Consider the following 16,437-nt stretch of genomic DNA (forward strand, 5'->3'; position numbering starts at 1 on the left):
TGACAGGTAGTCCGAGCGGACCGGTCGGCCATCGCCCGTTCGGCCGCTTGCCGCCCACGGGGAACTGCCGGTTCCCGGGTCTTTTGCCCATGTCCACGAGGTGGAATTGGGTGATGTGATGGGTAACTGGTCTGTGTCATGCTCCGTTAACAAGGTGGCCAGTTTATGAGCGAGGGACGGTCATGGGGAGGCAACGCCGCCTGGCGCTCGGAGCACTAGTGCTTCCGCAGCGCGATGCGTGCCACGTCTCGCCACAGCAGCGGGTCGACGCCCTCGGGGTTGATGTTCTCCAGCAGTGCCGCCAGCGCCGCCCGCGCTCCGGCACCGTCCTCCGGCTCACCCTCGTCCGCCGCCCGCACGAGCAAGAGGTGGCACCGCAGCTGCTGTTCGGCGTCGAGCCGTCCGGTCGCGAGCGCGACCTCCGCGAGTGCACGCGCCCGGTCGACCTCTCCGTCCCGCAACGCCAGTTCCGCTCGCAACGCACGGGCGTGCGCGAGCAGGCCGTCCTGTCCGCGCAGGGCCGCGGCCGTCGTCTCCACCTCGTCCAGCAACGCGACCACGTCGTCGAGGTTCGCGCTCGGCGTGCGCAGCGCGATGGACGCCCCGGCCAGCCGGACGCGGCAGCCGTACTCGGGATCGCCGCCGTGCTCGCCGAGCATCCCGATGGCCTCGCGGATGCAGTGCGCGGCCTCCATCCGGTCCCCCAGGCGATCCGCGACCTTGGCGCGCACCCACCACGTGGAGATCGCGAGCCGTCCGCGGCCGAGTTCGGGCAGCCGCACGGAAAGCTGGTCCACGACCTGTTCGGCGTCGGCCAGGCGCCCGGCCGCGGTGAGCTCCGCGCACAACGCGATGAGAGCGCGCGTGTGGATGCGACGCACCCGTTCGCCGTCGCCGTTCGCCAGTTCGACGGCCTCGGTCGCCGCCTTCACGGATTCGGCCGTCCGGGCGAGGCGCCGCAACGAGGATGCGCGCAGGATCTCCACGAGCGCGTCCACCGCCGGACCGGGAGACCACGACTTGCGCAGCTTCGACGCCGCCAGCAGCAGACCCTCGTGGTCGCGCTGCCGGGTGAGCACGACCAGGCGCGTCCAGCGCACGCACCAGCCGAACATCTCCTCGTCGGTGCGCTTTCCCAGCGTTTCCAGCAGATCGACGGCCAGCACCAGGTCACCGTCGTGGTAGGCCATCAGGGCCTCGCACCACGCCAGCGCCTCGTCCTGCATGGCGGTGCGGTCCTCGTCGACGACGAGCTCGGACGGGTCGACGCCGAGCACCTCGGCGAGCCTGCGGACGACGGTGGGCGACGGCACCCGTTCGCCGGACTCGAGCCGCGACACGTAGCTCATGGAGACACCGGGGCACGCGAGGTCCTTTTGCGACAAACCGCGCTGCAGCCGGACCGCGCGCAACCGCGCACCGAACCTGGTCAACGACTTCCTGCCCTCATCCACGGCCGCCACCTAACGAAGGAGCCCCCTCAATGAAGTCGAACACTATCGCTCGAACCGTCGCGGCCGTGATCCTCAGTTTGGGGGCGCTGCTCGCGATGTCCGGTGCGGCATCGGCGGACGAGCCCGACAAGTTCACGCCGCCGTACTGCGCCCAGCCCTGACCCGCCGGCCCGGACCGGGGTGGTCCTGCCTCCCTCGCAAGCAGGACCACCCCGGTCACCGACACACCAATTGGCACACCTGACCACACCGCCAGGTGCGGGTGAGGCACCCTTGTGGGGTGACTCCGCAACTGCGCACGCCTCGTCACCAGGTGAGCCCGAAGTCCGTCCTGCTGTGGACGATGCAGGCCGCCGTCTTCTGGCTCGTGCTGTTCGTGCCCCAGCTGATCGTGTTCCTGCTGGTGAGCAACCCGCCGACGTGGGAGCTCGTGCTCATGGTCGCCACGGGTGTCGTCGGCGTCGTGCACACCGCGGTCGAACCGAGCTGGCGCTACCGCGTGCACCGCTGGGAGACCACGCCGGACGCCGTCTACACCCTCTCCGGCTGGCTGAACCAGGAGTGGCGCGTCGCGCCGGTGTCGCGCATCCAGACGATCGACACGAAACGCGGGCCGTTCCAGCAGATGCTCGGTCTCTCGACCGTCACGGTGACGACGGCGTCCGCGGCCGGCCCGGTGGAGATCGAGGGCCTGGAGCACGAGGTCGCGCAGAGGCTCGTGGTGGAACTGACGAACACCACCCAGGCCACGCCCGGTGATGCCACGTGACCACCCCGGCGGAGGTTCCGGCCGGGCTGCCCGCCGCGCCGGAGTTCACCGAGCCGCTGCAGGAGTGGCACCGCCTGCACGTGCGGATGCTGGTCGTGCGCCCGCTCAACGAGGGCGTCGCGATGCTGGTGCCGATCCTCGTGCTGCTGTTCACCGGCAACGGCGAGAAGTGGCGGCTCATCGCGTCCGGCGCGACGGTCGCGATGATCCTCGCGTTCAGCTACCTCATCTGGCGCACCACGAGGTACCGAATCACCGAAGAGAAGGTCGAGCTGCACACGGGCCTGTTGACCCGCAAGCAGCTCGCGGTGCCGCGTGATCGCATCAGGACGGTCGACCTCACCTCCAAGCCGGGCCACCGGATCTTCGGGCTCTCGGCGGTGCGGATCGGCACGGGCCAGCAGGACGTGCCGGGCACGGACGGGCTCACGCTCGACGCGGTGACGCAGCAGGAGGCCGAACGGCTGCGGTTGGTGTTGCTGCAGAAGGGAACCGCGCCCCGGGCCGTCGCTTCGGAGGGCGAGAGCGCGGAACCGGTCCCGCTGCCGGAGTCCGAGGTGATCTCGCAGCTCGACCTGAAGTGGCTGAAGTACGCGCCGCTGTCGTTGTCGGGCCTCGTCGCGATCGGTGCCGTGTTCGGCGTGCTGTCGAACTACGCCGACGACCTCGGCCTGCACCCGGTGCAGGACCTGTGGGAGTGGCTGTTCGAGAACCCGAGCCTCGCGCTCATCGCCGCGTTCCTGGTCGGGCTGGCCGTGGTCGGGCTGATCCTGTCGGTCCCGCTCTACATCCTGCAGTTCTGGAACTACCGGCTGACCCGCGAGCCGGACGGAACCCTGCGCGTGCAACGAGGTCTGCTCACCACCCGCTCGGTCTCGGTGGAGGAGCAACGGCTTCGCGGCGTCGACATCCAGGAACCGCTGCTGGTGCGCGCCGGCAAGGGCGCGAAGCTCGCCGCCGTGACGACGGGCCTGGGTTCGAAGGGTGAGAGCAACCTGCTGCTGCCTCCCGCGCCGTTGTCCGTGGCGCACCAGGTCTCGCGGGACGTGCTGAAGGTCGGCAGCGACCCGACGACGCTGAGGCTGCGCAAGCACCCGTTCGCCGCGTTGCGCCGCAGCATGTTCCGGCACACCGTCCCGTGGGTCGTGATCGCGGTGGGTCTGGCGATCTGGGCTCCGTCGTGGGCGTGGCCGATCCCGGTGGCGATCCTCCCGTTCGCCGCACTGGTCGGCTGGGACAACTACCGATCGCTGGGCAACGCGCTGGACGAGCGTTATCTGGTGACGCGCAACAACTCCCTGGTCCGCAGCACGGTCGCGTTGCAGCGCACCGGCATCATCGGGTGGCGCATCCGGCGTTCGTTCTTCCAGCGCCGAAGCGGGTTGATGACGATCGGTGCGACCACCGCGGCGGGCGCGGGCGTCTACCACGTCACGGACGTCGGCGAGTCCCACGGCCTGGCGCTCGCGGACGAGGCGGTGCCGGACCTGTTGCGCCCGTTCCTCGTGGACTCCACTGTGGACGATCAAGCCGAGCGGAACGCCTGACGGTAGGCGCTCGGCGAGACCCCGATCGAGGCGGCCAGCTGCTGCCGCAGAGCCGCGCCGGTGCCGAAGCCGGCGTGGTTCGCGACCTGGTCGATCGGCAGGTCGGTCGACTCCAGGAGGTGCCGGGCCCGGTCGACGCGCTGCTGGGTCAGCCACTGGCCCGGTGACATGCCGGTCTCCGCGCGGAACCGGCGGGTGAACGTCCGCACGCTCATCCGCACCTGCCCGGCCATCGCGGCGAGGTCGAGCGGTTCTTGGAGCCGCTCCAAGGCCCACTCGCGAGCGAGCGCGGTCGAGGTGTCCGGGTAGCTCGGCACCGGCCGGTCGACGAACTGGGACTGGCCGCCCTGCCGCCACGCCGGGACGACGCAGTAGCGGGCGACCCAGTTCGCCACCTCGCTGCCGTGGTCGGACCTGATGACGTGCAGGCACAGGTCGATGCCCGCCGCGACGCCCGCCGAGGTGAGCACGTCGCCGTCGTCGATGAACAGCACGTCCGGGTTGAGCCGCACCTCGGGGTACAGCGCGCGGAACTGGTCCGTGGTGCGCCAGTGCGTGGTGGCCGGCCTGCCGTCGAGCAGCCCGGCGGCGGCGAGCACGAACGCCCCGGTGCAGATCGACATGATCCGCCGCGCGTTCGTCGTCGTGAGCGCCTCCAGCACGGCCGGTTCGAGCCGGCCCTCGCGCGCGGGCTGGTAGTGGGTGCCCGGCACGAGCACCGTGTCGGCGTCTTGGAGCACCTCCAAGCCGTGCTCGGGCGCGATGGTGAAGCCGCCGGTCGTGGGGATCGGACGGCGGTCCGGCGAGCAGACGACGACCTCGTACCGGTCCTCCAACCGGCCGAACATGTGCGTCGAGCTGCCGATGTCGAACGCGACTGACTTCTCGAGCGCGAGAACGGCGATCCGGTGCATGGCCTGATTCTTTCACATGTTGGCCATCGGGCCACTGGTTGCAGCGTCGGCCATCACCGAACCTTGTCGGCGTGAGACTCCATTGGGCCTGGGTTGTCGCAGGCGTGTCCTTCATCGCCCTGGTGGGCGCGGCGTCGTTCCGTGCGGCGCCGGGTGCGTTGATCGAGCCGTTGCGGGCGGAGTTCGGCTGGAGCACGGCCACGATCTCGCTCGCCATCTCGATCAACCTGTTGCTGTACGGGCTGACCGCGCCGTTCGCGGCCGCGCTGATGGACAAGTTCGGCGTGCGGGTCGTGGTGACCTGGGCGTTGACGATGGTCGCGATCGGCAGCGGGCTCACGGTGTTCATGACCGCGTCCTGGCAGCTGGTCCTGCTGTGGGGTGTGGTCGTCGGACTCGGCACCGGCTCGATGGCGCTGGCGTTCGTCGCGACGATCACCGGTCGCTGGTTCGTGAAGCACCGCGGCCTGGTCACGGGTGTGCTGACGGCCGGTGGCGCGGCCGGGCAGCTGGTGTTCCTGCCGACGATCGCGTGGCTCTCCGAGAGCTACGGCTGGCGGTACGCGTCCCTGGTGATCTGCGTCGCCGCACTGGCCGTCGTGCCGCTGGCCGCGTTCTTCCTGCGCGAGTACCCGCGGGACGTGGGACTGCTGCCGCTCGGCGCCTCCGAGGACACTCCCCCGCCGCCGACCGGTGGTGCGGCTCGTCGTGCCCTGGGCGCGTTGACCGCCGCCGCGAGGACCCGGCCGTTCTGGCTGCTGGCCGGAGGGTTCGCGATCTGCGGCGCCTCGACGAACGGACTGGTGGGCACGCACTTCATCCCCGCCGCGCACGACCACGGCATGCCGACGACGACCGCGGCCGGACTGCTCGCGCTGGTCGGCGTGTTCGACATCGTGGGCACGATCGCGTCCGGCTGGCTGACCGACCGCGTGGACTCGCGGCTGCTGCTGGCGGGCTACTACGCGTTGCGCGGCCTCTCGCTGATGCTGCTGCCGCAGCTGTTCGGCGAGTCGGCGCACCCGTCGATGCTGGTGTTCATCATCTTCTACGGCCTCGACTGGGTCGCGACGGTGCCGCCCACCGTGGCGTTGTGCCGCCAGTACTTCGGCATGTCCGGCCCGGTCGTGTTCGGCTGGGTGTTCGCGTCGCACCAGCTCGGCGCGGCGATCGCGGCCTCGGCGGCCGGGCTCACCCGCGACCACCTGGGCAGCTACGACCTGGCCTGGTACGTCGCGGGCGCTCTCTGCATCGGCGCGGCCGTGCTGTCAGCGTCGCTTGCGCGAAGTCCCGAAGAGACCCCGCGTGATCTCACGCGCCAGGGCGCTGCCGGCTGACCGCAGGAACGACTTGACGGCGCTGTTGCCCAGCACCTTCTCGACCATCCCCGGTTCCTCCTTCTCCTGCCGGCGAGGAGGTTCCGGGGCCTGCTGTTCCTCCTGCGGTGGCGCGACCTTCGCCATCAGCCGCTCGTAGGCCGACTCGCGGTCGACGGTCTCCGCGTACTTGCCGTGGAGGTCGCTCTGGGAGGCCGCCTGCCTGATCGCGTCGTTGCCGATGGTGTCCATCAACGAGCGCGGCGCGCGCAGCCGGGTCCACGCGACCGGGGTCGGTGCGCCCTTCTCGCTCAGCACGGTGATGACCGCCTCGCCGATGCCGAGCGACGTGAGGGCCTTCTCCAGGTCGTAGTGCGGTGTCGTCGGGTACGTCTTCACCGTGCGCGCCAACGCCTTCTGGTCGTCGGGCGTGAACGCGCGCAGGGCGTGCTGGACGCGTGCGCCGAGCTGCGACAGCACGTCGTTCGGGATGTCGGTCGGCAGCTGCGTGCAGAAGAAGACCCCGATCCCCTTCGACCGGATGAGCTTCACGGTCTGGGTGATCTGGTCGAGGAACGCCTTGGAGGCGTTGGAGAACAGCAGATGCGCCTCGTCGAAGAAGAAGACGAGCTTGGGCTTCTCGACGTCGCCCTCCTCGGGCAACGTCTCGAACAGCTCGGCCAGCAACCACATCAGGAACGTGGAGAACAGCGCCGGGTTGCCCTGCAGCTCAGCGAGTTCGAGCAGGCTCACGACGCCCTTGCCGTCGCGCTGGCGCATCAGGTCGGCCGGGTCGAGCTCGGGTTCGCCGAAGAACCGGTCGCCGCCCTGCGCCTCCAGGTTGACCAGCGCCCGCAGGATCACGCCCGCCGTGGAGCCGGAGACACCGCCGATGCCCTTGAGGTCGGCCTTGCCCTCGTCGCTGGTGAGGTGCTGGATGACGCTGCGCAGGTCCTTGGTGTCGAGCAGCGGCAGACCTCGGCTGTCCGCCCAGTGGAAGATCAGGCCGAGCGTCGACTCCTGCGTGTCGTTCAGGCCCAGCACCTTCGACAGCAGGATCGGCCCGAAGCTCGTGACCGTTGCCCGCAAGGGCACGCCGATGCCGCCCGTGCCGATCGACAGGAACTGCACGGGGAACGCCGTGGCGGCCCAGTCGTCACCGGTGTCCTGCGCGCGGGTTTTCGTCCGATCGCTCTCGGCACCCTGTTGCGACAGGCCGGACAGGTCGCCCTTCACGTCCGCCATCAGCACCGGCACGCCGTTGTCCGACAGCTGTTCGGCGAGCAGCTGGAGGGTCTTGGTCTTGCCGGTTCCCGTTGCGCCGGCGACAAGTCCGTGGCGGTTGACCATGGACAACGGGATGCGGACGTGCGCGGACGGCTCGACGGCCCCGTCCACCAGCACGGCTCCGAGTTCGATGGCCGCACCCTCGGACGCGTACCCGGCAGCGATCTCATCTTGAGCCGTCATGCACGGGGAGCGTAACCAGGTTGCTGCACGCCGCCACTCGAAGTTGACGCTCCGCGCAGTAATGTTCGGGGCGTGATGGATCGTCTGGTGTGGATCGACTGCGAGATGACCGGACTCGACCTGGGCAAGGACGCTCTGATCGAGATCGCGGCACTGGTCACGGACGCCGAGCTCAACGTGCTCGGCGAGGGTGTGGACATCGTGATCCACGCTTCCGACGAAGTGCTCGCCTCGATGCCGGAAGTCGTCGTGCAGATGCATGCCAAGTCGGGCCTGACCGAGGAGGTGCGCGCGTCGGCGGTGTCCCTGGAGGAGGCCGAGGCCGCCGTGCTGGCCTACATCAAGGAGTGGGTGCCGGATCCCCGGACCGCTCCCCTGGCCGGCAACTCCATCGCCACCGACCGCGGCTTCATCGCGCGCGACATGCCGGCGCTCGACGCCCACCTGCACTACCGCATGGTCGACGTGTCGTCGATCAAGGAGCTGTGTCGGCGCTGGTACCCGCGCATCTACTACGCGCAGCCGGGCAAGGGCCTCGCACACCGGGCGCTCGCGGACATCGTCGAGTCGATCCGGGAGCTCGCGTACTACCGGCGCACGGCGTTCGTGCCGCAGCCCGGCCCGTCGACCGAGCAGGCCCAGGCTGTGGCCGCTGACCTGCTGAAGAACGTCGAGTAGCCCCCCGATTTCAATATCGCTGGCTACCGTTGCTATGCTTTCCAGGCCGGTCAACGACTGGCAATGGTGGGTGTAGCTCAGTCGGTAGAGCACTGGGTTGTGATCCCAGGTGTCGCGGGTTCAAGTCCCGTCACTCACCCTTTGTCGAAAGGCCCTCGCTTCAGCGGGGGCCTTTCTTCACGTTCAGGGAGTCTTCATGACCACGCTCGTCGCCAAGGATCTCGCCGCGGGTCACGGTGACCGCGTCCTGTTCTCCGACCTGAACCTCGTCGTCGCTCCCGGCGACGTCATCGGGCTCGTCGGCGTGAACGGCGCGGGCAAGTCGACGTTGCTCAAGACGCTGGCCGGGCTGATCCCCGCCGAGTCGGGCCGCGTGACGCTGAGCCCGCCGTCGGCCAACGTCGGGCACCTGGCCCAGGAGCCCGAACGTCTCGAAGGCGAGACCGTGCGCGACTTCCTGGCCCGCCGCACCGGTGTCGCGGAGGCCCAGAGGGTTCTGGACGAGGCCACCGAGGCGTTGACCGCCGGCAACGACGAGGGCTACTCGGAAGCGCTCGACCAGTGGCTCGCGCTGGGCGGTGCCGACCTCGAAGAGCGCTCACTGGAGGTCGTCGCCGACCTGGGGCTCACAGTGGGCCTCGACGCGGTGATGACCTCGCTGTCCGGTGGCCAGGCGGCACGGGCGGGCATGGCGTCGTTGCTGCTGAGCCGCTACGACATCTTCCTGCTCGACGAACCGACCAACGACCTGGACCTCGAAGGCCTGGAGCGGCTGGAGAAGTTCGTCACGGGCCTGCGCGCCGGCACCGTGCTGGTCTCGCACGACCGCGAGTTCCTGGCCCGCACGGTCACGAGCGTGCTGGAGCTCGACCTGCACCAGAACTCCGTGCGCCTGTTCGGCGGCGGCTACGAGTCGTACCTCGAAGAGCGTGCGCGGGCCCGTCAGCACGCCCGTGACGACTACGAGGAGTTCGCGGACACCAAGGCCTCGCTGGAAGCCCGTGCGCGCATGCAGCGCTCGTGGATGGAGAAGGGCGTGAAGAACGCCCGGCGCAAGGCGGGCGACAACGACAAGAACGCCCGCAAGTTCCGTGCCGACGCGACGGAGAAGCAGGCCTCGAAGGCGCGGCAGACCGACCGCATGATCGAACGGCTGGACGTCGTCGAGGAGCCCCGCAAGGAGTGGGAGCTGCGGATGGAGATCGCCGCGGCCCCGCGGTCCGGTGCCGTGGTGGCGTCGTTGCGGGGGGCCGTGGTCGAGCGCGGCGGGTTCCGGCTGGGACCGGTGGACCTGCAGATCGACTGGGCGGACCGGGTCGCGATCACCGGGGCGAACGGCGCGGGCAAGTCGACGCTGCTGGCCGCGTTGCTGGGGCGGGTCGAGCCGACGTCCGGCTACGCGACGCTGGGGTCCGGCGTCGTGGTGGGCGAGGTCGACCAGGCACGCGGGCTGTTCCTGGGTGATCTGCCGCTGGTGGACGCGTTCGAGGAGGCGGTGCCGGAGATGAACCCGGCCGACGTGCGGACGTTGCTCGCGAAGTTCGGCCTGAAGGCGGCCCACGTGATGCGGCCGGCGGCGTCGCTGTCACCGGGTGAGCGGACGCGGGCGGCGCTGGCGTTGCTGCAGGGCCGCGGGGTGAACCTGCTGGTGCTGGACGAGCCGACGAACCACCTCGACCTGGCCGCGATCGAGCAGCTGGAGTCGGCGCTCGAGAACTACCCCGGCACGTTGCTGCTGGTGACGCACGACCGGCGGATGCTGGAGGCGGTGCAGGTGAACCGTCACCTGGCCGTGTCGGGCGGCCAGGTGACGGTCTCCTAGAGCTCTATCGGTTGCCCTGGACCCACGTGGCCCACGGGACCTGCCAGTCGCCGAAGCCGTCCCACGCCTCGAGCGCCGGGCCGCCGGAGTTGGTGACGATCACGACGTCGCCCTGCTTGCTGTTGTCGAACACCCACTTGGCGTTCTCCGGCGAGAGGTTCAGGCAGCCGTGGCTCACGTTGCGCTTGCCCTGGTCGCCGATGGACCACGGTGCGCCGTGGAAGAAGATGCCGCTGTTGGACATCCGGTAGGCCCAGTCGACCGGCGTCTTGTAGCCGCCGTTCTCCAGCGCGAGGCCGTACGTCGTCGAGTCCATGATCATGTGGCTGTGCTTCTCCATCAGCACGTACGTGCCGGTGGGGGTGGCGTCGGCCGGCTTGCCCATCGAGGTCGGCATGGTGCGGACGACCTGGCCGTTGACCTTGGTGATCACCTGGTGCGTCTGGCCGTCGGCCTCGTGGATGACCTCGTCACCGACCGTCGTGGTGATCGTGCGGTCTTCCTGGCCGTAGATGCCGTTGCCGACGTGCTTGCCGTAGACCTTCACGTGCATGGTGATCTTGGTGCCCGGCTTCCAGAACTTCTCCGGACGCCAGTGCACCTCCTTCTCGTTGAACCAGTAGAAGGCGCCCTCGACCTTGGGCTCGGTGGTGATCTCCAGCATCTTCTCGGCCGCGACCTTGTCGGCCACCTTCTCGTCGAAGTAGAAGGCGAGCGGCTGGCCGACGCCGATCGTGGTGCCGTCCTGGGGGTTCGTCGACACGTAGGTGAGCGTCCGCGGCTTCACCGTGGTGAAGTTCGACTCCTTGGTCTCCGCCTTGCCGTCCGCACCGGTGGCCGTGGCGACCAGCTTGTAGGCCTTCGCGTACCCGAGCGGCTCCGTGTTGGTCCACTGCGTCGCCTCGGCGTTCAGCTTGCCCTCAACGACCTTGCCCTCGGGGTTGGTCAGCTTGACGTCGGTCAGCTTCCCGTCCGCCGCCGTCGCGATGACGGGCAGTCCCGGCATCACGTCGGCCGCACCGTTGTTCAACGCCAGCGTCAGCGTGACGGGCTTCGGCGGGGGCGGAGGAGCACTGCTCGACTCGCCACCGGCACCGGTCGCCGCGTCACCGCCGCCTGAACAGCCTGCGATCAGCATCACAGCGATTCCCGCCGTGACCACCCCTCGACCGCGCCTGCTCCACATCCCCATGGACGTACTTCCGATCTGTTTGTGTCCGCTCCCGAGACTGCCTGCACGAAGGTGTGGTGGCGTCCCCCGACTAGGTGACGACAGGGGGTGGCCCGAAGTTGCGCAAGTGGCCGGATCGTTACGTGGCCGATGCGCCCCCAAACCCGTGCTGACCAGCCGATTGGGAGCGCGCGGAGGCGCTGTGCTAACGTTCTTCACGTCGGAACGAGCAAGGCTCCGGCACACAAACAAGCGCCGCTAGCTCAGTTGGTTAGAGCAGCTGACTCTTAATCAGCGGGTCCGGGGTTCGAGTCCCTGGCGGCGTACTCCAGAGAAGCAGGTAGAGATTCGTCTCTACCTGCTTCTCTGCATTTGTCGGGCTCCTCGAGAGGCGCCAGCAGCGCGGTTACCGCAGCGGTGAGCCGGCGCTCCCCCGACTGGCTTCCTCGCAGGCCGCGGACACCACAACGAAATCCGAGAATTCAGAGTCTTTCTCCGACAAAGCGGATTCCGGTGTCGCGACCTACTCGTCCGGATTTCCGGTTCTGGCAGCGCCGCGTCCCTGTGCGTCCGGGTTCGAGCCATCGGACGCACAGGGACGTGCGTGGCGCCGTCCCGAGCCGGCTGAACCGCATCTGGCGGATCCGCGCGCTGTACATCCGTGTCCCGCGCCCGGGTCGGATCGGTGCGGGGACGGGATGCACCTGATGGTGTGACTACCTCGTGGAGGTCAGGTCGATGTCTTCCAGCGCGCGTTCCAGTTCGCGGCGGTTCTTCGCGCCGAGCTTGTTCCTGATGCGGGTGACGTGGTGTTCGACGGTCTTCGCCGAGATGAACAGGGCGTCGCCGACCTCGCGGTAGGTGAGGCCGTCGCGGACCAGCGCGGCCACCTCCTGCTCGCGGTCGCTCAGCACCTCCGCGCCGCCGTTGGCCTGACCGCTGTGACTGCCGTGGAACTGGCGGGCGATGTCGAGCAGCTGGGTCATCGCCTTGCGGTCCGTGGTGTGCATGGCCGCGTGCCCCGCCAGTCGTGCCGCGTCCGCGCGCATGCCGTGGGCGTGCAGTTCCTGGGCCGCCGACTCGACTCGTGCGTGGTTCACGTCGCCGCGGCCGGCCTGGTTCCAGCAGTGCGCGGCGGTGGCCAGTGCCCTGGCGAACGGGAGTGCGTCGGCGGCGTCGTCCAGTGCCGCCAGGTGTTGCCGGGTTGCCGGGTGGTCGCCGAGCAGGAGTGCGGCGTGGAAGGCGTTCCAGCGCGGGAGCACCGACCACAGTGGAGGGTCGCCCAGGTTGTGCAGCAGCGTCCACGCTTCGGCCAGGTGCGTCTCCACCCGGTGGAACTGGCCGATTCTCGCCGCGGCGACGGCGATCTCGGTCAACGGGATCAGCGTGTAGAGGTCGACCGGGTGCACGACGAGCGCCTGCTGGGCCGGTTCCCACGCCGACCGCAGGGCGCGGAGGTCGCCGGCGCGGCGGGTGATGCCCAGCTCCAGTGCCGCGGCGAACAAGGCTTCCCGGGGTTCTCTGGGGCGGGCTGGGCGTTGTGCCGCTTCGACGTCGCCGCCGAAGAGTTCGACGCAGGCGAGCAACAGCCGGTGCCTGTCCGCGTGCAGCCCTCTGCCGTCGTCGACCTGCACGGCCTTGGTGAGCAACGACTTCGCCACCGTCAGCTCACCGGCGTGGACGCAGATCAGCGCGGCGAGCGCGGTGGGGCTGTCCGGCTGTACCGACGCCCTGGAGCCGGCCTGGTTCACCCCGGCCGTGGCCACCGCGGCGGCCACGGCGGCCATCGGGGGTCCGGTGACGGTCTCGAGCACCACGTCCGCCAGCCGGTGCCCGAGCGTGTCGGTCAGGGACCTGGCGGGCTGTGACCGCGTGCCGAACTGCAGGGTGCGGGCCTCCTGCAGCCGTCCGGCACCGAGCAGGCCCGTCACGGCGTAGCCCAGCGCCAGGCCGTTGTCCGAGCGCTGGAGCAGCTCACCGCCGCGGCCCACCTGTCCGCGCAGGGTCAGCACGGTGGCGGCGAGCAGCAACGCGTCCGCGTCGGCGTGTTCGAGGTCCACCACCTCCACCGCGCCGTCGAGGTCACCGCTGAGAGCACGGGCGCGTGCCAGGAGTGCGGGTGCACCGGCGGCGGTGAAGAGCCTGGCCGCCAGGGCGGGATCGTCGTCGATCACCTCGTGGCCCGCCGCGGTGAACACGTCCGCGAGTCCGGGGTCCACCACGCCGAGGTCCAGCAACGGCCGTGCGTAGCCGTGCACCGGTTGTGCGCGTGCGGCCTGGGTGAGAGCGAGTTTGCGCAGCAGGTCGGCGCGTTGTTCCGCCGGTGCGAGCACCTTGATCGCGTCGGCGGCGACGGGCAGTGGTGCTCCGTCGATCTGGAGCAGTCCCGCCGACCTGAGAGCCTCGATGGACTCCGACACCGCGGGGAGGTCCAGGGTGAGCACCGTCGCGAGCAGTCCCACGTCGAAGGGGGCGCCGAGGGCACGGGCCAGCAGCAGGTCGCTCGCGGCGACGGACAGGCCGTCGAAGTGACGGGCGAACGCGCTGCGCGGCTCCGGCGACAGTTCGTCCAGCACGAACCCAGGGGTGCCACCGGTTCGCTCGTGCAGGCGTTCCGCGAAATCCTCGCTCACCTCGGCGTCCAGCAGGTGCGCGGCGAGGGAACGGACGTGGCCGCGCGTCAGCGGCCGGAGGTGCACCCGGACCACGGCACCGGGCAGTTCGCTGACCAACCGGCCCAGTGCGCGGTTGTCCGGCCACGGCCGGTGGGCGAGGACGAGTCGCCCACCGGCACCTACGTCGGCCAGCAGGCGATCGACCTCGTCGTCCCCGAGCGCGTGCCCGTCGTCGACGACGATCGGCTGGCCGAACGTGCGCAGCAACGTGGTCTTGCCGCACCCGGCCGGGCCGACCAGCACGACGTGGTCCGCGCCGCGCGCGCGTTCGAGCGTCCGGGCGGTCCCGCTGTCGAGCAACAAGGGCGTGTCCGACATCGGGGACATGAGCGCGTGAACCTCCTGGTGGCCGACCTCTACCGCAGTACTTCGGTGCGTCACCCGTTCAGGTTTGGTCACGGCCCCGAGATCGGGAGACACCCCTATTCCCCTACGCGCAGTGGTGCCGATCCCCGATCGGTCCCCGGTGGACAGAACCAGGCATGTCACCCGATGTGGTGATAGGCCTGCTCTTCGTAGCTTTGAGTGGCACAAGCACAACGACGCACCCTGGAGTTCGACGTGACCCTGCCGCAGACGCTGCACGACTTCACCCTCAACCTGCTCAGCGACCCCGACGCCCGGTCGGCCTTCCAGATCGACCCGCAGGGCTCGCTCGACGCGGCCGGCCTCGGTGACGTGCACCCGGCGGACATCCAGGAGCTGCTGCCGCTCGTGCTCGACTTCGCGCCGGTCACCTCGCTCGGCGACTTCGGCTCGACGATCTCCGGCCTGGACCTCGACCAGCAGCTCGACCTGATGAGCACGCTGCAGAACACCGCCGGCCAGCAGATCGACGACAACACGGTCCTCGGCGCCGTCTCGGGCCTCACCGCCGCCGTGCACGGCGTCACCACCGGCTTCGACGTGCTCAGCGACCCGTCCAGCGCGCTGGACGTCGTCGGCGGGACCGAGATCACCGACGTCACCAAGACCGTCACCGACCTCGACGTGACCGAGACCGTCGGCGACATCAGCAACGGCACCGACGTGCTCGGCAGCACGCACGTCACGGACGTCATCGGCGACGTCACCAGCACCCTGCACACCGGTGACCTGGGCGTGCACGACGTGCTCAGCGGCGACGTCACCTCGGCCATCGGCAACGTGACGGGCAACGACCTGTCGCTGCACGAGGTCGGCAACGTCGGTGACGTCGTGTCCCACGTGGGCAACGTCGGCGACCTGACCGGTGTCGGCCACGTCGGCGACATCGGCAAGATCGGCGACATCTCCGGCGAGCTGGGTGACGTCAACGTCGGCGGCGTGCTGAACGACCTCGACCTGAGCCTCTGACCTGACGCTCGCGAAAGGCCACCCCGACCGCGCTCCGGGGTGGCCTTTCGGCGTTCCTCGGGTGAGACGCGATCACCTGGGGCAATCCGTTCATCCGACGGCTTCGAAGTCACCACGTGAAACCGGGACCGATGCGTGCGATCAACCCGCACCTGCTGACCGGTGCACACGCACTCGGCGCGCTGTCCAACGCCGAGCGGGACTCGTTCGAGGCGCACCTGGACAGGTGCCGCAACTGCGCGGACGAGCTCATCGGCCTGCGGGAGACCGCGGCCAGGCTCGGTGCTGCCGTCGACCGCGTGTTCCCGCTCGCGTTGCGGCCACGGGTCCTGGACGCGGCCCGGCACGTGCGGCAGGCGCCGCCGAACTCGGAGATCACGACGGATCTCTCCCGACGCCAGGGCTTCCGGCGTGCGGCGGCCCTCGTCGCGGCCGCCTGCGTGACCGCCGCGGTGGTGGCCGGAGTCCACGGCGCGCTGACGACGCCGGCGATCACCCCCGTGGCCGTCTCCCCGCACACCCGGATCGGTGATCTGCTGGCGGCGCCGGACCTGCGGCTCGTCACGGGAACGGATCCGGCGGGCACCGCGGCGATGTCCCCGGGCCGCGACGAGATGCTGCTGCTGGCCGGCGGCCTGCGGACGCTGCCGCGCGACCAGGTCTACCAGCTGTGGCTGGTGGACGACGACGGCCCGCGACCGGCGGGAACCGGGCGTCCGGCGAACGAGGTGACGTCGTTGCTCGTGCACGGGATCGAGGGAGTCCGCGAAGCCATCCTCACCGTCGAGCCCGCGGGTGGATCACCGAGCCCGACGAGTGCGCCGGTCCTCACCATCGCCCTTCGCTGAGATGGACGCAATCCGGTTCGTGCCGCACGCCGAATCCAGGGCGTGACCGATCACATCCTCGTCGTCGGATATGGCGATGCCGGGCGCTGCGCCGTGAACTCGGTGCTGGCGACGCAGCCGGACGCACGACTGACCGTGCTCGACACCGACTACCTCGCCGTCGCCGAGGCGGCGGCCAACGGCGCCGCCGCGGTCGTCGGCGACGGGAGGGACAGGTGCGCGCTCGACGCGGCCGCCGCCGACGCCGCCGATCGGGTCATCATCGCGGTCTCGGACGACCTGAACGCGTTCCTGATCACGAGAGCGGTGCGCCCGCTCAACCCCGACACGGTGATCGTGGTCATCATCCGCGAAGCCGGGAATCACGCGATCTTCGAGAGCGACGGGACCATGACGGTCCACTTGCGGTGCACAGACGGCCGAGAGACGTGAAAACTC

14 protein-coding genes and 2 tRNA genes are annotated in these 16,437 nt (G+C 69.8%); 11 read left to right on the top strand and 5 right to left on the bottom strand.

Translation table 11 applies throughout. The features are described from left to right. Positions 1 to 215 precede the first annotated feature (215 nt). Positions 216 to 1,454, bottom strand: a complete 1,239-nt coding sequence (locus IEY88_RS31005) for a helix-turn-helix domain-containing protein (protein ID WP_189158433.1) — start codon at positions 1,452 to 1,454, stop codon at positions 216 to 218. A 29-nt stretch (positions 1,455 to 1,483) separates the two neighbouring features. On the opposite strand from IEY88_RS31005, the gene IEY88_RS45165 reads away from it, so the two are divergent. The 3 genes from IEY88_RS45165 to IEY88_RS31015 all read left to right on the top strand — a co-directional run bounded on the left by IEY88_RS45165 (position 1,484) and on the right by IEY88_RS31015 (position 3,770). Further along, positions 1,484 to 1,615: a hypothetical protein gene (locus IEY88_RS45165; RefSeq protein WP_268241271.1), complete on the top strand. Its 132-nt coding sequence runs from the start codon at positions 1,484 to 1,486 to the stop codon at positions 1,613 to 1,615. 119 nt (positions 1,616 to 1,734) lie between these two features. After that, positions 1,735 to 2,223 carry a PH domain-containing protein gene (locus IEY88_RS31010; RefSeq protein WP_373294221.1) on the top strand — a complete coding sequence of 163 codons (489 nt, stop codon included), beginning with the start codon at positions 1,735 to 1,737 and terminating at the stop codon, positions 2,221 to 2,223. Continuing rightward, positions 2,220 to 3,770, top strand: coding sequence for a PH domain-containing protein (locus IEY88_RS31015; protein WP_229693943.1), 1,551 nt, complete (start codon positions 2,220 to 2,222; stop codon positions 3,768 to 3,770). Before IEY88_RS31010 ends, IEY88_RS31015 begins: the two co-directional genes overlap by 4 nt. On the opposite strand, the gene IEY88_RS31020 is transcribed toward IEY88_RS31015, so the two are convergent. Further along, on the bottom strand, positions 3,749 to 4,684 hold the full coding sequence (locus IEY88_RS31020; protein ID WP_189158434.1) for a GlxA family transcriptional regulator: 936 nt from the start codon (positions 4,682 to 4,684) through the stop codon (positions 3,749 to 3,751). The genes IEY88_RS31015 and IEY88_RS31020 overlap by 22 nt on opposite strands. Before the next feature lie 71 nt (positions 4,685 to 4,755). On the opposite strand from IEY88_RS31020, the gene IEY88_RS31025 reads away from it, so the two are divergent. Next, a complete protein-coding gene (locus tag IEY88_RS31025) occupies positions 4,756 to 6,021 on the top strand; it encodes an MFS transporter (protein ID WP_229693944.1) in 1,266 nt (421 codons plus the stop codon). Here IEY88_RS31025 and IEY88_RS31030 read toward each other — a convergent pair. Further along, entirely contained in the window at positions 5,953 to 7,470 is a 1,518-nt protein-coding gene (locus IEY88_RS31030; protein WP_189158436.1) for a helicase HerA-like domain-containing protein, read from the bottom strand. The genes IEY88_RS31025 and IEY88_RS31030 overlap by 69 nt on opposite strands. 72 nt (positions 7,471 to 7,542) lie before the next feature. On the opposite strand from IEY88_RS31030, the gene orn reads away from it, so the two are divergent. From orn to IEY88_RS31045, 3 genes are all read left to right on the top strand, one after another. Next, positions 7,543 to 8,148, top strand: coding sequence for an oligoribonuclease (orn, locus tag IEY88_RS31035; RefSeq protein WP_189158437.1), 606 nt, complete (start codon positions 7,543 to 7,545; stop codon positions 8,146 to 8,148). Positions 8,149 to 8,214: 66 nt separating this feature from the next. Then, a tRNA-His gene (locus IEY88_RS31040) sits at positions 8,215 to 8,287 on the top strand. A 57-nt stretch (positions 8,288 to 8,344) separates the two neighbouring features. Then, positions 8,345 to 9,970: an ABC-F family ATP-binding cassette domain-containing protein gene (locus IEY88_RS31045; RefSeq protein ID WP_189158438.1), complete on the top strand. Its 1,626-nt coding sequence runs from the start codon at positions 8,345 to 8,347 to the stop codon at positions 9,968 to 9,970. A gap of 4 nt (positions 9,971 to 9,974) precedes the next feature. Here IEY88_RS31045 and IEY88_RS31050 read toward each other — a convergent pair whose 3' ends face one another. Continuing rightward, positions 9,975 to 11,108, bottom strand: coding sequence for a L,D-transpeptidase (locus IEY88_RS31050; RefSeq protein ID WP_229693945.1), 1,134 nt, complete (start codon positions 11,106 to 11,108; stop codon positions 9,975 to 9,977). A 285-nt stretch (positions 11,109 to 11,393) separates the two neighbouring features. Between IEY88_RS31050 and IEY88_RS31055 the strand changes: the two genes are divergently transcribed. After that, positions 11,394 to 11,467: transfer RNA gene (locus IEY88_RS31055), tRNA-Lys, on the top strand. Positions 11,468 to 11,857: 390 nt separating this feature from the next. Here IEY88_RS31055 and IEY88_RS31060 read toward each other — a convergent pair. Further along, positions 11,858 to 14,134, bottom strand: coding sequence for a helix-turn-helix domain-containing protein (locus IEY88_RS31060; protein ID WP_189158440.1), 2,277 nt, complete (start codon positions 14,132 to 14,134; stop codon positions 11,858 to 11,860). Between the two features lie 243 nt (positions 14,135 to 14,377). Between IEY88_RS31060 and IEY88_RS31065 the strand changes: the two genes are divergently transcribed. The 3 genes from IEY88_RS31065 to IEY88_RS31075 all read left to right on the top strand — a co-directional run bounded on the left by IEY88_RS31065 (position 14,378) and on the right by IEY88_RS31075 (position 16,431). Further along, complete coding sequence (locus IEY88_RS31065) at positions 14,378 to 15,151, top strand: IniB N-terminal domain-containing protein (protein ID WP_189158441.1); 774 nt, start codon at positions 14,378 to 14,380, stop codon at positions 15,149 to 15,151. Positions 15,152 to 15,267: 116 nt separating this feature from the next. After that, positions 15,268 to 15,999, top strand: a complete 732-nt coding sequence (locus tag IEY88_RS31070; RefSeq protein WP_189158442.1) for an anti-sigma factor — start codon at positions 15,268 to 15,270, stop codon at positions 15,997 to 15,999. Between the two features lie 42 nt (positions 16,000 to 16,041). Next, positions 16,042 to 16,431: an NAD-binding protein gene (locus IEY88_RS31075; RefSeq protein WP_189158443.1), complete on the top strand. Its 390-nt coding sequence runs from the start codon at positions 16,042 to 16,044 to the stop codon at positions 16,429 to 16,431. Positions 16,432 to 16,437 lie beyond the last annotated feature (6 nt).

Source organism: Lentzea pudingi (assembly GCF_014646255.1).
GTDB lineage: Bacteria > Actinomycetota > Actinomycetes > Mycobacteriales > Pseudonocardiaceae > Lentzea > Lentzea pudingi.

Excerpts from the sequence above, each read along its gene's own strand:
- IEY88_RS31060 (WP_189158440.1), bottom strand. The coding sequence starts at position 14,134 with ATGTCGGACACGCCCTTGTTGCTCGACAGCGGGACCGCCCGGACGCTC.
- IEY88_RS31030 (WP_189158436.1), bottom strand. The coding sequence starts at position 7,470 with ATGACGGCTCAAGATGAGATCGCTGCCGGGTACGCGTCCGAGGGTGCG.
- IEY88_RS31020 (WP_189158434.1), bottom strand. The coding sequence starts at position 4,684 with ATGCACCGGATCGCCGTTCTCGCGCTCGAGAAGTCAGTCGCGTTCGAC.
- IEY88_RS31045 (WP_189158438.1), top strand. The coding sequence starts at position 8,345 with ATGACCACGCTCGTCGCCAAGGATCTCGCCGCGGGTCACGGTGACCGC.
- IEY88_RS31050 (WP_229693945.1), bottom strand. The coding sequence starts at position 11,108 with ATGCTGATCGCAGGCTGTTCAGGCGGCGGTGACGCGGCGACCGGTGCC.
- IEY88_RS45165 (WP_268241271.1), top strand. The coding sequence starts at position 1,484 with ATGAAGTCGAACACTATCGCTCGAACCGTCGCGGCCGTGATCCTCAGT.